This window comes from Francisella marina (genome assembly GCF_008369785.1).
Classification (GTDB): domain Bacteria; phylum Pseudomonadota; class Gammaproteobacteria; order Francisellales; family Francisellaceae; genus Francisella; species Francisella salimarina.
In genome coordinates this window covers 1825625-1839576 of sequence record NZ_CP043552.1, presented here as the reverse complement: position 1 = coordinate 1839576, position 13952 = coordinate 1825625, and the positions used below count along the sequence as shown (strand labels likewise).

Genomic DNA, 13952 nt, shown 5'->3' with positions numbered 1-13952 from the left:
AAATATAATTTGTAAGCAAATCACTAGTGAAATAAAAATCTGTTATCAAAACGATAAAATAGCCATAGTTTACTCTAACAAATACCTCATATATAATTTAAGAAACTTAAGCGTAATCATCAACACATGAGCAACTTCCAAGAAATTATTAGATCATATAGAGAGTACAAAGGCTTAAGTATAACTACTGTTGCTGATGCGATTAACATACCTGAAGAAACTATAATAATTATAGAACAAGGAGATAGTTATAAAATCACTCAACAGCCCTCAACCATATTAAAAGATAGAATAAAGCGATACTGTGAGTATCTTAACATCCCAAAAAACCATATAACTTATATATTAAACAGTATAGATATACTGTACTATAAGAGAGCCAAGTATGGGAAAATGAGGCTTTTTGACTACTTTAATCGCATAGCTATTATTAGCATATCTTTACTAATAATATACTTATCATCTAACATTATTGAGAAAAAAATAGCTAATTCCCACTCACCAAATACCCAATCAAACGATAAAAGTCTAAATACATTAGCAACAACAAACTATGAAAGCTTTATTCAAAAAAGTCAGCCACTGCTCTACAGTAGAGCAACTGATAAGCTTCCAATAACTCAAAAAAATACAGTTTCAAAGCAAGCAATTGATAATAACATAAGAGAGTCAGATAGTAACTCAGAGATTATAAAACCTCAAATAGAAAAATCTCCTGATATTACAACAAAGTCAGAGAAGCAAGATAATGAGCATAATAAAACAGTACTAGAGAGTCAGCCGTCAACAATTTTAGAGCAAAAAAACCAAGATCAAAGTAAGAATATAGAGTCTAAGAATCTATCTCCTCAAGCACAGGTAAATAATAAAACATATATAATAAAATCTGGTGACTCATTATATAAAATTGCACAGATGGTTTTAGATAAAATTGATAGTAACGATGATTATAGTAATTATGATTTAATTCTCTCAATCAAAGGGTTAAATCTAAAAGATGATCCGGATATTATTAACGATACTATCTTTGCCGGTGAAGAGCTAAATATCCCTACAACTGATGAGCAAATTAAAAACGGTATAAAGATATACAAACAGTATAGTAATAATTAAGTCCTTAAAATTAACTTCATCGTTATAATTTTTTATATAATTCTAGATATATAGTATTATTTAAATATTATTTTTATAAGAATAACTGATTATGTATAGCAAAACACCAAAGATTAAAATCATGCTACTTGGCTCAGGTGAGCTGGGTAAAGAATTTATCATAGCAGCTCAGAGACTAGGTATACATACCATAGCAGTAGATCGTTATGAAAATGCCCCTGCTATGCAAGTAGCACATGAGAGTTTCGTTATAGATATGCTGAATGCTGATGCTCTTGAACAACTAATATTAGCAAAAAAACCAACATATATAGTTCCTGAAATTGAAGCTATAAATACTGATATATTAGTAAAACTAGAGGCTTATAACTTCAATATTGTCCCATGTGCCAAAGCTACAAAGCTCACTATGGATCGCCAAGGTATAAGATCTTTAGCAGCTAATGAACTTGATCTAGCGACATCTAAATTTGCTTTTGCAAATAGTGAAAAAGAATATCTTGATGCTGTTGAGACTATAGGACTACCATTTGTAATTAAGCCAGTAATGAGCTCATCAGGTAAAGGACAATCTATAGTCAAGGAACATAACGAAGTTCAAAAAGCATGGAATTATGCCCAAAGTGGCTCTCGAGGTCATGCTAAAGGTGTAATTGTAGAGCAATTTATAGATTTTGATTATGAGATTACACTTCTAACTGTTAGACATAAAGATGGTACTTCATTTTGTGATCCTATCGGACATATCCAGAAAGATGGTGACTATAGATTCTCTTGGCAACCTCATGCAATGTCGGATATAGCTCTAACGAAGTCTCAAAAGATAGCCAAAGAGATCACAGATGCGCTAGGGGGATATGGGGTTTTTGGTGTTGAGTTATTTATAAAGGGTGATGAAGTATTTTTTAATGAAGTCTCTCCTCGTCCTCACGATACAGGCATGGTAACACTCATATCACAAAACATTAATGAGTTTGAATTACATCTGCGTGCAATATTAGGGTTACCAATACCGCAAATACAAACTCTTCAACCCTCATCATCTGCTGCTATATTACTTGAAGGAGAATCTACAGATCCAAGTATATTAGGGATTGATGAAGCTCTAGCTGACCCAAGTATAGATATTAGAATTTTTGGCAAAAAAGAAATTCATGGTAAGCGTCGCATGGGAGTAGTTTTAGCTAAGGGTCAATCAACACAACAAGCTTTGGACGTGTCTAAAAAAGCCCTAAGCAAAATTTATCTAGATTGAATTTGAAAATCTCAGACAAGTAGTCTTATTTAGACAGATAAGATCTATTCAATTTTAGTAATAGAAAATGTCCAGAACCAGAAAATAAGAGCATAAACACCCCACCATTCAACAATATTGTGATTAACTGTTGTCTGATCCATAAATACTGACCATATCGAAAAAGCTGCCGTTATGAAAATCGCAAATCTACGCAAGATAAGTGGTACTTTATTAAGTCGATCTGAATACTTATATTCGATAATTGTATACCAAACCTGACAGATACTCATTAGCACAAAAAACACAGCAACGCCCTTTAGGTGAACTTTCATGAGAGTCTGCTGACCATCAATTACTGAAGTCCCAATGATTAAGCCAATACAACCAACAGATGCTAAGAAAAGCATTATCTTACCTTGCTTAATTATTGATTTTTTATTATCACTTATTTGAACAAGTAACTGTGTGATAAAAAAGAAAATCACTGCCATAAGCGTAGCCGTCGGTATTAGTATAGCCTTAAGCATATACTTCTCATACGATGTAAACCCAGCATGAGTAATATCAGAACAGCCAGAAATAAATGGATTACATAAGGTGTTATTACCATCAGCAATAGATACAAGATATGTTACAAAAAATAAAACCGCTACAGATATCGTTGTCGCAGCGATTAATTTTCTTGGGTCAAGTTCAGCTTTCATTTTTAACCAAAACATTATTATAAATATTATGCTAATACTATCACTTGTTAATGAATATTTCTAATTTTAGCTATTTTATTTTATGCTTTAGCACCATACGAAATATTAGCTCTGGGAGAGATAATCTGCCAAAATAGATTAATATTTACCTTTTTCATATCTATGCTATAATTTGTGGGTTTCTTTTAACAAAAGTAAAATAACGAAAGGATTTAATAAAATGCCATTTGTAGTTACTGAAAATTGTATCAAATGTAAATATGGTGACTGTGTAGAAGTATGTCCTGTTGACTGTTTCTATGAAGGTCCTAATATGTTGGTAATAAACCCAGATGAGTGTATCGACTGTGCTTTATGTGAGCCTGAGTGTCCTGTTGATGCTATCAAATCTAGCGATGACCTTACAGAGAGCCAAGAGCAAATGCTTGATCTAAACAGAGAGCTTGCTGGTATTTGGCCAAATATCGTAGAGAAATGCGACCCTTGTGAGGACGCTGACAACTGGGCATCTGTTCCAGATAAGTTAAAATATTTAGAAAAATAATCTTTCATTTTTATCTAAGAATCTTATCTTATTTTCTTCATAGGCTTATTTTTTTGTCGGCAGCTATTTATAAAAAGTGTATAATGATACCAATGATTTTAAGCTTTAGTACAAACTGATAGTTAAATAAACCTACTAAAAATTTATGGAGAGTTTTTGATGAAATCTTTTTTAAAAAAGATTTGGAATATACTGATGTGGGCCAGGATGACTGCGTTCCAACTCTATTCGTTTGCTGTTATTGGTGGTAGTAGCATACTTATAAATATATTTACTTTTTTTAACCTTCCCATTTCTTGGAGAATGGCGGTTTGTAAAGTTTGGACTTATCTTTATTGGATAGGTATGCTTGTTTTTTTACAAGTATACATCCGTGTAACAGGTCGTATAAACATCGACAAAGATTATCCTTGCATATACGTGTCTAAGCATCAATCAATGTTAGAAACATTTATGTTTTATGGTTTGATTGGTAAGTGTCACTTTATCATGAAAAAAGAGCTTTTTGATGCTCCAATCTTTGGTACAGCAATGAAAAACTTAGGCAGTATCGCTATAGATAGAGACAAGCCTAGAGAGTCACTAAAAAAAGTAGTCACTGATGGTAAACAAAGCTTAGCTGATGGCATAAGTGTTGTAATTTTTCCAGAGGGTACAAGAGTTGAAGTTGGAGAGTATCCAGAGTTTCAGCGCTCTGCAATGAAGCTAGCAGCTGATGCTAACACCTATATTATTCCTGTAGCTCACAACTTTGGGAGATTTTTCCCTAAGAAGTGGGGGCAAGTTATCAAACCAGGTATTGCTAGAATGGATTTTGGTAAACGCATTGATCCTAGAGATTTTGACTCAAAGACTCTGACTACTCACTGCCATAAGGTAATAACAGAAAAAACAAAAGAGTTTAAAGGTTAAGAAGAGGTCTATCAGATGAAAAAAATTATTCATCTACTATTATTAGCAAGAATGCAGGTTTTCAAAGTTTACGGCTATATAGTATTATTATTTTCTTGTTTACTTATGAATACTGTTGGCGTATTAGGAGCATCATTAAAAGTTAGATTATTTGTTTGCTGGATATGGTCTTGTCTATATCGCTTAGGAACTCTAGTCATACTACAAATATATGTAAAAATTGAAGGTAAAGAAAATATTCCAGACTATCCCTGTATTTATGTTTCTAAACACCAGTCAATGTTAGAGACTTTTGTATTTTATGGTCTTGTTCATGATTGTTGCTTTGTGATGAAGCAAGAGTTACTAGAAAAACCAATTTTTGGTAAGACAAACATATTTGCTGAAGCTATTGGTGTAGATAGATCAAAAGGTCTTTCTGCAATCAAAAAAGTTTTAGAGGATGGCAAAGATAGAATAGAAAATAAAAATTTAAGCATTATAATCTTCCCAGAGGGTACAAGAGTGCCCGTTGGTGAATATCCGAAATTTCATCGCTCTGCAATGAAACTGGCTAAAGTATCAAATATTCCTATAATCCCTGTGGCTCATAACTTTGGAGTATATTTTGGACGTAAAAAAGGTGACTTTGTGAAGCCTGGTATCGCTAGAATGTCTTTTGGAAAACCTATTGATCCAAAAGATTACTCTGTCGCTGAGTTGACTGATCTTTGCTATGATATCATCAACGATAAAACTAAGTCTTATGGTGGTTAATCAAATATTTATTTGATACAAAACTCTGCAATAATCGGATTATGATCCGATATTTTTTTGCAATCTAAAACAGATGCTTTTTCAAGGTTTAGACCTCTATATAATACAAAATCTAAATGATTGCTCTGAAAAGATTTGACTAATTGAGGCTCATCTATAAAAGCTACTTTAAAACTAAATTCTCTACAGAAATCTTTGATTAACTTTACTCGTCTTCTATTCCAAGTATTAAAATCCCCTGCGATTATAATAGGATGCTTATACTTCTCTGGAGAGATATATTCTTTTATTTTCTCAAATTCATACTCATAAACTTTATTACTTTTGAAATTGATTGCATGAATATTCACGACAACAACTTTTGTGCCCTCTATATTTAAATGTGTAATCAAAGAAGCTTTGTGAGTATTTATTACAGACTCTCGATGAGTTGTAAGTATTTTGACGTTTTTTATCACTGGGAAATGACTAACTGTAGCTACCCCATAGTTATGTGAACGTAATACAATATTAGATGCAAAGTTTATATCAAATTTGTCGATAGGAAATTTAGTATCATGCTGATGTACTGCTTCTTGTAGACAAAAGATATCAATATTGTGATTAAAGTATGTATGTCTGATATAAGCTTTGAATGCTTCTGTATCTTTATAGTCAATTTTGTATGAGTTCCAACTCATTAAGCAGAATTTTGTAGATTGATTTTGTTGTGAGTTTCTTTCAAACATTTAATCAACTAGAGTTGAATCATCATAATTTCATTATATATTAAAAATACTTATACAGTTATATTAGTGAGGTTTTCTAGCTATAAACCTTAGAACTATATAACCACAAACTCCTGAGAGTAAAGAACCTACTATCACACCTACTTTGATTGCATTAAGAGTATGATTATCATCAAAAGCGAGAGTTCCAATAAATAAACTCATGGTAAAACCTATACCGCATAAAAGGCTTATACCATATATCTGAGAACTCGAAAAAGACTCTCCTAACTTAAATAGTTTCAGCTTCTTTGAAATAGCCAATATGGAGAAAATACCCAACTGCTTACCGACAAATAATCCCAATATAATACCTAATGTAATTGGCTCAAATATTATAGAAATACTCATCCCTGAGAAATTGATACCAGCATTAGCAAATGCAAATATAGGTAGTATAAAATAGATAACCCAAGGATGAAGAGACTCTTCCATAAAATTAGCTGGAGAATCTTTGTCATTCTCTATAAAAGGAATACACAGCGCTGTTGTAAAACCTGCCAAAGTTGCATGAACTCCAGACTTAATCGTACAAAACCAAGCAAAAAAACCAAGAACCACATATACAGAACTTCTATTAACTTTAAACACTCTATTACAAATAATCATCGCCAATATAAAAAGAGTCCCTAAAGATAGCGAAAGTAAAGACAGTGACTTGGTATAAAATATCGCAATAATTACTATTGCAGCTATATCATCAAAAATAGCGATTGTAATAACCAATAGCTTTAGCTTTGCTGGGATTCTTGAACCAAGTAGAGCTAATATACCTAGAGTAAATGCTATATCTGTCGCAGAAGGTATTGCCCAACCTGTGATATTAGCATCATAGTTAATTGATAAATATATCAAGCTTGGAACTGCCAGTCCTGCAAGAGCTGCTACGGCAGGTATTATAATATTAGAGGGCTTTGATAATGCCCCTGAGATTATCTCTCTTTTGATTTCTAAACCAATATATAAAAAATATATGGCCATCAAACCATCATTAATCCAGTGCATCAAGTTTTTGTCGATAACGAGATTTTCAATTCCTAGTTTGACATTGATTGTCTCAAGCATTCCATAGTAGATAGATAATGGTGAGTTATTTATAAGTATTGCAACAAAAGCTGCAGCAAAGAGAATTAACCCTCCGACTATCTCTTGATTATTTTGGTTTGCACTCATATTTATAGTATCTAAAAGATTTCAATAGTATTAATTATCTAATAGCTTGAGGTATAATTCTACTCATGCAAAAACTAATTTTTGTGCTCAATGATAAATAACATTCCCAAAGCTTGGTACGCTATAGCTCATATCAAAGAAATCAAATCTAAACCTATCAAGCTAGAGAGACTCGGTAAAAATCTTGTTTTATGGAAAGATGCTAAGAAAATAATAGCTATGGAAAATCGCTGTCCTCATCGTGGTGCAGAATTAAGTTTAGGCAAAGTATGTGATGGAGCTATAGCCTGTCCTTTTCATGGTTTTAGGTTTGACACACAAGGCAACTGTATATACACACCAGAGACTCAAGGCGCTATCCCAAAACTACAAGTTAAAAGCTATCCAACAAAAATTGTCGCTGACATGATTTGGATAAATGTTTTTGATGAAGAACTAGATAATAGCTACGCTTTTGAATTTGCACAAAACCTATATAATGATTTTGCTGGTAAGTACTCTCTTTTGACTGACACATGGGATAACAACATCCGCCACTGTATAGAGAACCAACTTGATTATACTCACTTAGCTACTGTGCATAAGAGATCTATCGGCAGAGGATACAAAATCCCTCAAGATATAAAGCTAAATATAAGTAATGAATATATAGAAGCACTAAAAAACCAACGTTTAATGCTAAAGTACATCTTTCCTAACTTTTGGTTACTCAATAATGCTGATAAACTTAAAATTTGTGTTTATTTTGTACCTATTAATGAGCATCAAACTGAGCTATATTTAGTAAACTACCGTAAATTTTTGACTGGAAAAATCATCAAACCTATCGCAGACATAGTATTTAGTATCACTAATAAAATCATTCTTAATGAAGACAAAAGAGTTGTTAAAACCCAGAAATATGATGAAAAATACGATACTGATGATTTTCTATTACGTCATGATCAAATCATCAAAGAATTTAGAAAGATTTGGCATACTCCAGATTAAAATATTTCTCAAAAGTTTGTAAATACTATACAATCAAAAAACACTCTATTAACTTATCTATGATTATGAAATATAGTCTACCTGTTAGGGTTCTACATAGCTTATTGGCTTTTTTGATAATAGCTCAACTTATTTTGGGCTTCGGTTATGCTTATGACTTATTTGATTCAAGATGGATTATGACCTTGCATAAATCTTTTGGTTTAGTAATTTTCTTTGTGATACCTCTTTTGGTTGTTGCTAGGTTTTTTAGTATCAAACCACCGTATAACCCACCACTACCATTACTACAATTAATCATAGCTAAAACTGTGCACCTTGGTTTATATATTTCAGCATTTGGTATGGCTTTTTCGGGAGTGGTTGGCTCGATGCTAATGGGTTATCCATGGAAGATATTCTTTGTGATACCATTTCCAGAGATCATAACTCCAAACTTTGAATTAGGTAGCAAAATCTTTAGTTATCACTATATCTTTGCCTCAGTTTTATTAGTGCTAGTGGTACTACATATAGCTGCTGCTCTACACCACCAGTTAATAGTAAAAGATAATATCTTAGCTAGAATGAAGTAATTAATATACAGAGGATCTAATAATAAATATGTTACAAAAAAATCAACGTAAAGCACTATTACTATCAAGTTTAGGCGGTATGCTTGAGTTTTATGATTTTATTATCTACGCTTTACTCGCTAGTTACATTTCTAAGCTTTTCTTTCCTATTCAATCAGCGATTACATCTTTATTAATCGCATTCAGTGCTTATGCTGTTGGCTATCTTGCTAGACCTTTTGGTGGTATTATCTTTGGTCATTTTGGTGATAAATATGGCAGGAAAAAAACTTTTACAATCTCTATTTTGATTATGGCATTATCAACATTTTTGATTGGTATATTGCCTACTTATAGTAGTATTGGGATTATGGCACCTATATTGTTAGTAATATGTAGAATAGCTCAAGGAATATCTGTCGGTGGCGAGATACCCGGTGCTATCACTTATGTTGGCGAAGCTGTCCCTGAGAAGCGTGGTTTTATGACTGCGGTGATTTTTGGATTCTTGATACTTGGTGTTGCTATAGGATTTATAGTTGAGAGTTTGCTATTGGAGTTCTTCACAAGCCAGAGCATGCTTGCCTATGGTTGGCGCATACCTTTTATATTAGGTGGTCTGTTTGGGCTTGTTGCATACTATCTTAGACGTCAGCTTATTGATATCAAAGAGTTTAATCCTTTTGTGAATGAAGAGTTTTCTCTACCGATTACAAAGATGCTTCTAACTCATCGCTGGAACTTGATCTATTCAACAATTATTGTGTCATTTGGAGCTCTTTGTTTTGTGACACTATTTTTGTTACTACCGGCATATTTTAGTACTATTCTAAATCTTCACTTAGATAACTTCACATGGATTAATAGTCTTGGTGTGATTATTATTTCTATCCTTTGTGTAGCTGTTGGTCTATTTGCTGATAAAGTTAGTAGAAATTTGATTTTGTTAATTAGCATAGTAGCCACATGTGCTTTTAGCTTTGTCATTTATACCACATACACATCACATCAAAATTTCTATTTTATCGCTATAGTTCTTAGTGCTATTTTGGTAGCTCTTTGTTGGGGCAATATACCTGCGATGTTGATTGATTTGTTTAAGCAAGATGTTCGCTATACTGGCATAGGTTTTGCTTACAATCTAGGATTTGCTGTCTTTGGTGGTCTGACACCTATGATTGTAATCAGCACTATCAGATTCTCAAATAATAATTTAGCTCCGGCATATATACTAACAGCTGGTGCGATAATCACTCTTATAGCTATGATTGCAAACCTTATTATCTCCAAAAGATAATATGATCCATATACACTTACATTGCTGATTACTCCCTTAATAACTACTTTAACCATCTTTAACGTATATACTAAAATTATTGATAAACTAGATTTTTCAAGCAATACTTAAGTTATTAACTTTTTAAAGTGACTTTATTTTTATGATTAGAATCTTTATAACATTAACTCTTTTACTGATTATTTCAAAAGTTAGTTTTGCTATTGGTCAGATAAATTATGATGAAACTAAAGTTGGAACATATAAGCTTCCTGATGCTTTAATCATGAATGACGGTAAAAAAGTCACTACAAAAGAACAATGGCAAGAGCGAAGAGCTCAAATAATAGATTTATTTAAACAAAATGTTTACGGTGATATCCCAAGAGATAATTTAGAACTTAGATATAAAGTTATTCAAGAAAATGATAATGCCTTAAATGGTAAAGCTATAGAAAAGCAAGCTGTCTTGTATATTGGTAAAACCAAAGTAAATCTACTAATATACATTCCAAATCAACAGAAAAAAAATTATCCAATATTTTTGGGATATAACTTCTGTGGTAACCAAAGCGTAACTAATGACCCTAATATCCTAATCAATAAGAACTGGGGAAATCCAGTGACCTGTCTTAAGCCTACAGATCCTAAAGGAGCCTTGATTGATAATCATTTTACAGCTCAGTCAAGAGGTTATAGATCTAGTAGGTTTGACTTGGAAGATATCATTAATAATGGTTACGGTCTAGTTACTGCTTATTATGGAGACATTGCACCGGATAATGCACAGAAACTTTATGATAATGTGTCTCAAAGTCTTAAAAACTATAAAGATTACTTGGCAATTAGCCTTTGGGCATGGGGTTTAATTAATATCTCTAATGGATTAAAAAACGAGCCTTTAATCAATCAAAATAAAATTATTGTTTTTGGACACTCAAGGCTTGGTAAAACAGCTCTTTGGGCAGCAGCACTAGATCAAAATTTTGCAATGGTAATATCTAATGACTCAGGTACCGGAGGCGCAAGTTTATCAAAACGAAACTATGGAGAAACTTTATACTCAATAAATACAGAGTTTCCATATTGGTTTTCTAAAAACTTCAAAAAATATAATAACAACACACAAGCTCTGCCAGTAGATCAACATATGTTACTCGATCTAATTGCTCCTAGACCACTATATGTTGCCAGTGCAGAAGATGATCAATGGGCTGATCCTAATGGTGCATTTCTTGCTGCTAAAGCCACATCCCCAGTATATAAGCTCTTTGGAGAAGCGCTAAATCTACCTAAAAATCAGCCAGCCGTTAATAAACCAGTAATAGGTATAGTTAGTTATCATATAAGATCCGGTGGTCACGACCTAACAACCTATGACTGGCAACAATATATAAAAGCAGCAAACTTATTTGTTAACTTTTAATTATTAAAATACGAAATGACTCAAAACTATACCAAAACAGTATAATTTATAATTCAACAAAAATTAATCCTCCTTAAGTCAGCAGATACTTACAGCTTATATTTTGGTATAATATAGGTATAGTCATGTAGTTTTGGATTTGTCCTAATGCACGAGTTTTCATTATGTCAAAGTGTCATAAATATCGTTAAGAAAGCAGCTGAAAATAACTCTAAAAAAGTATCTAAAGTGGTTGTCAAAATCGGTAATTTAGCTGGTGTGGATGTCGAATCTTTTGAGTTTTGGTTCCCAGTAGCTGCAAAAGATAGTGTATTAGAACAAGCAAAGCTAGAAATAGTACATGAACAAGCTATAGCAAAATGTAAAGCTTGTGAGCATGAATTTGAATTAACCAGACTATATGAGCAATGCCCAAATTGTGGCAGTTTTGAGAAAGATATTCTCAAAGGTAAAGATATGCTCGTAGAATCTATAGTTTTTAATTAAGGAGTAAATTATGTGTACAACTTGCGGATGTGGAACAGATAGCAATCATCATCACCATCATCATGGTCATGAAGGCGACGCTGTAAAGTTAGAAAAAGCAATCTTAGAGGCAAATGATCAATATGCTGAGCAAAATAGAGATGTATTAGCTAAGGGTAACAATATTGCCCTAAACTTTGTCTCAAGTCCTGGTTCTGGTAAGACATCTCTACTTGAGAGAACGATCAAAGAGCTTGGTGATAGCCATCCTATCGTAGTTGTTGAAGGTGATCAGCATACAGATCTTGATGCTGAGAGAATCCGTAAAGCAGGTGCAAAAGCTTATCAGATAAATACTGGTAAAGCTTGCCATCTAGATGCTCACATGGTTGGTCATGCTTTTGAACATCTAGGTGATATTAAAGATGGTTTTGTGATGATTGAAAATGTTGGTAACTTGATATGTCCAGCAATGTTTGATCTTGGTGAGAAGCATCGTGTAGCTGTTATCTCAACGACTGAGGGAGCTGATAAGCCACTTAAATATCCTGATATGTTTTATTATGCTGATGTGGTTGTTATCAATAAAATTGATCTATCGCCTTACGTAGATTTTGATATCCAAGAATGTATCGCAAATATTAAAAAGATTCGTTCAGATGTGAAAATATTTGAGCTATCCGTAAAAACTGGCGCTGGCTTTGATAGCTGGTTGGATTGGTTGAAGGGTTTGAAATAAGGTAAATTATGGATAATAAGGAAGTTACCAAACATCAAATAAAATTCACGGATGAAATTGACAACCTTAAGTCGAATAAACTAGATGCTAGCGTATCTATTTTTAAAATGTTATCTAGTTTTTGTCCTGGTCTAAGTAATGTTTCAGAAGGTATTGGATTTTTAATCAAAAATCAAAGACTTGATAGAGTATGTAACTTTATAGAAAAAATGGCTTTGCGTATAGATGAGTTATCTCTTTCATATGAGTTTATGAATAAGATAATTAATGATGAAAAGTATGAATATATCTTTAGTGAATTAATTTCCGAAGCTTCTAAACCCGCTAACTATAATAAAAAGAAGTACATTCAAAACATTATTATTAAAGGTTTAGATGATAACTTTAAAGATCAAATTTATGACTATATGTTTGATCAAATATTATCAGATTTAAACGAAAGAGAAATATTATATCTAGCTACATTTCTACACTATCCTCACTCCATAACAACGTATGCAACAAAAGAAGAAGTATTTCAAGATTTCGATTCTGAGCATGATTTTTGGTATATTGAGGATTTACAAAAAATATATACAAATAATCTTATAAATAAAGGATTATTGCATGTTGAAAAACCTAATATTTCTTCATATTTTGAAGGACATGTACAGCTAGATCACAATAACCCAGAGATTAGTAAATTTGGAGAGTTGTTTATCAAATATATTTGGGATGACTCAATAGCAAAAGATATATAAAAACAAGATAAGAAGGAAAACCAATGAAAACACTAGAACAAGGACAATTAGCTCCAAACATCAAACTAGAAAATCAAAATAATGAAGAAGTATCATTGAGTGATTTTAAAGGTAAAAAGAATGTCTTAATTTACTTCTACCCAAAAGCAATGACTCCAGGTTGTACTACTCAATCTATCGGTCTAAGTAGCATTAGTGACAAACTAGCTAAGCTTGATACTGTAGTTCTTGGTATTAGTCTAGATGCACCAAAACGCCTCAAGAAATTTGAAGAAAGAGATAACCTAACAATACAACTTCTAAGTGATGAAGATCACAAAGTCGCTGAACAATTTGGTGTCTGGGGCGAGAAGAAGTTTATGGGTAAAGTATATGATGGCATCCATAGAATTAGCTTCTTTATAGACAAAGACGGCAAGATCAATCATGTCTTTAATAAGTTTAAAACTAAAGATCACCACGAAGTTGTATTAGAGTATATTGAGAATTATAAAAATTCATAATTTTAATTCCCCTTTGGTACGAAGGGGTGGCAGTCGCAAACTGATGGGGTAGT

At 32.6% G+C, this 13952-nt stretch carries 16 protein-coding genes; 13 read left to right on the top strand and 3 right to left on the bottom strand.

Going from position 1 to position 13952, the window contains the following annotated elements:
* The first annotated feature begins 126 nt into the window (after nucleotides 1-126).
* Nucleotides 127-1113 (top strand): helix-turn-helix domain-containing protein, encoded by a 987-nt coding sequence (locus tag F0R75_RS09105; protein ID WP_149368947.1) that lies wholly within the window; start codon nucleotides 127-129, stop codon nucleotides 1111-1113.
* Between the two features lie 91 nt (nucleotides 1114-1204).
* Complete coding sequence (gene purT, locus F0R75_RS09100) at nucleotides 1205-2368, top strand: formate-dependent phosphoribosylglycinamide formyltransferase (protein WP_149368948.1); 1164 nt, start codon at nucleotides 1205-1207, stop codon at nucleotides 2366-2368.
* A gap of 44 nt (nucleotides 2369-2412) precedes the next feature.
* Here purT and F0R75_RS09095 read toward each other — a convergent pair whose 3' ends face one another.
* Nucleotides 2413-3054, bottom strand: coding sequence for a Frag1/DRAM/Sfk1 family protein (locus tag F0R75_RS09095; RefSeq protein ID WP_149369216.1), 642 nt, complete (start codon nucleotides 3052-3054; stop codon nucleotides 2413-2415).
* Between the two features lie 220 nt (nucleotides 3055-3274).
* On the opposite strand from F0R75_RS09095, the gene fdxA reads away from it, so the two are divergent.
* From fdxA to F0R75_RS09080, 3 genes are all read left to right on the top strand, one after another.
* Entirely contained in the window at nucleotides 3275-3598 is a 324-nt protein-coding gene (fdxA, locus tag F0R75_RS09090; RefSeq protein ID WP_013923683.1) for a ferredoxin FdxA, read from the top strand.
* Between the two features lie 159 nt (nucleotides 3599-3757).
* Nucleotides 3758-4510, top strand: a complete 753-nt coding sequence (locus F0R75_RS09085) for a lysophospholipid acyltransferase family protein (RefSeq protein ID WP_149368949.1) — start codon at nucleotides 3758-3760, stop codon at nucleotides 4508-4510.
* Nucleotides 4511-4525: 15 nt separating this feature from the next.
* Nucleotides 4526-5266: a lysophospholipid acyltransferase family protein gene (locus F0R75_RS09080; RefSeq protein ID WP_146421514.1), complete on the top strand. Its 741-nt coding sequence runs from the start codon at nucleotides 4526-4528 to the stop codon at nucleotides 5264-5266.
* A gap of 8 nt (nucleotides 5267-5274) precedes the next feature.
* Here the strand turns inward: F0R75_RS09080 and F0R75_RS09075 are convergent, their stop codons facing one another.
* Nucleotides 5275-5994 carry an endonuclease/exonuclease/phosphatase family protein gene (locus tag F0R75_RS09075; RefSeq protein WP_149368950.1) on the bottom strand — a complete coding sequence of 240 codons (720 nt, stop codon included), beginning with the start codon at nucleotides 5992-5994 and terminating at the stop codon, nucleotides 5275-5277.
* 63 nt (nucleotides 5995-6057) lie between these two features.
* Complete coding sequence (gene nhaA / locus F0R75_RS09070) at nucleotides 6058-7206, bottom strand: Na+/H+ antiporter NhaA (protein WP_149368951.1); 1149 nt, start codon at nucleotides 7204-7206, stop codon at nucleotides 6058-6060.
* A 93-nt stretch (nucleotides 7207-7299) separates the two neighbouring features.
* Here nhaA and F0R75_RS09065 point away from each other — a divergent pair, with 93 nt between their 5' ends.
* From F0R75_RS09065 to bcp, 8 genes are all read left to right on the top strand, one after another.
* Nucleotides 7300-8196, top strand: coding sequence for an aromatic ring-hydroxylating oxygenase subunit alpha (locus F0R75_RS09065; RefSeq protein ID WP_149369217.1), 897 nt, complete (start codon nucleotides 7300-7302; stop codon nucleotides 8194-8196).
* A 59-nt stretch (nucleotides 8197-8255) separates the two neighbouring features.
* On the top strand, nucleotides 8256-8771 hold the full coding sequence (locus F0R75_RS09060) for a cytochrome b (protein ID WP_187985981.1): 516 nt from the start codon (nucleotides 8256-8258) through the stop codon (nucleotides 8769-8771).
* A 28-nt stretch (nucleotides 8772-8799) separates the two neighbouring features.
* A complete protein-coding gene (locus F0R75_RS09055; protein WP_149368953.1) occupies nucleotides 8800-10047 on the top strand; it encodes an MFS transporter in 1248 nt (415 codons plus the stop codon).
* Nucleotides 10048-10189: 142 nt separating this feature from the next.
* A complete protein-coding gene (locus F0R75_RS09050; RefSeq protein WP_223144628.1) occupies nucleotides 10190-11452 on the top strand; it encodes a glucuronyl esterase domain-containing protein in 1263 nt (420 codons plus the stop codon).
* Between the two features lie 147 nt (nucleotides 11453-11599).
* The gene (gene hypA, locus F0R75_RS09045; protein ID WP_149368954.1) at nucleotides 11600-11938 is read left to right on the top strand and encodes a hydrogenase maturation nickel metallochaperone HypA; all 339 of its coding nucleotides are present in this window, start codon (nucleotides 11600-11602) and stop codon (nucleotides 11936-11938) included.
* A gap of 10 nt (nucleotides 11939-11948) precedes the next feature.
* Nucleotides 11949-12656 (top strand): hydrogenase nickel incorporation protein HypB, encoded by a 708-nt coding sequence (gene hypB / locus F0R75_RS09040; protein WP_149368955.1) that lies wholly within the window; start codon nucleotides 11949-11951, stop codon nucleotides 12654-12656.
* A gap of 8 nt (nucleotides 12657-12664) precedes the next feature.
* Nucleotides 12665-13396 (top strand): hypothetical protein, encoded by a 732-nt coding sequence (locus F0R75_RS09035; protein WP_149368956.1) that lies wholly within the window; start codon nucleotides 12665-12667, stop codon nucleotides 13394-13396.
* A 23-nt stretch (nucleotides 13397-13419) separates the two neighbouring features.
* Nucleotides 13420-13899, top strand: a complete 480-nt coding sequence (gene bcp, locus F0R75_RS09030; protein WP_149368957.1) for a thioredoxin-dependent thiol peroxidase — start codon at nucleotides 13420-13422, stop codon at nucleotides 13897-13899.
* The last annotated feature ends 53 nt before the right edge of the window (nucleotides 13900-13952 follow it).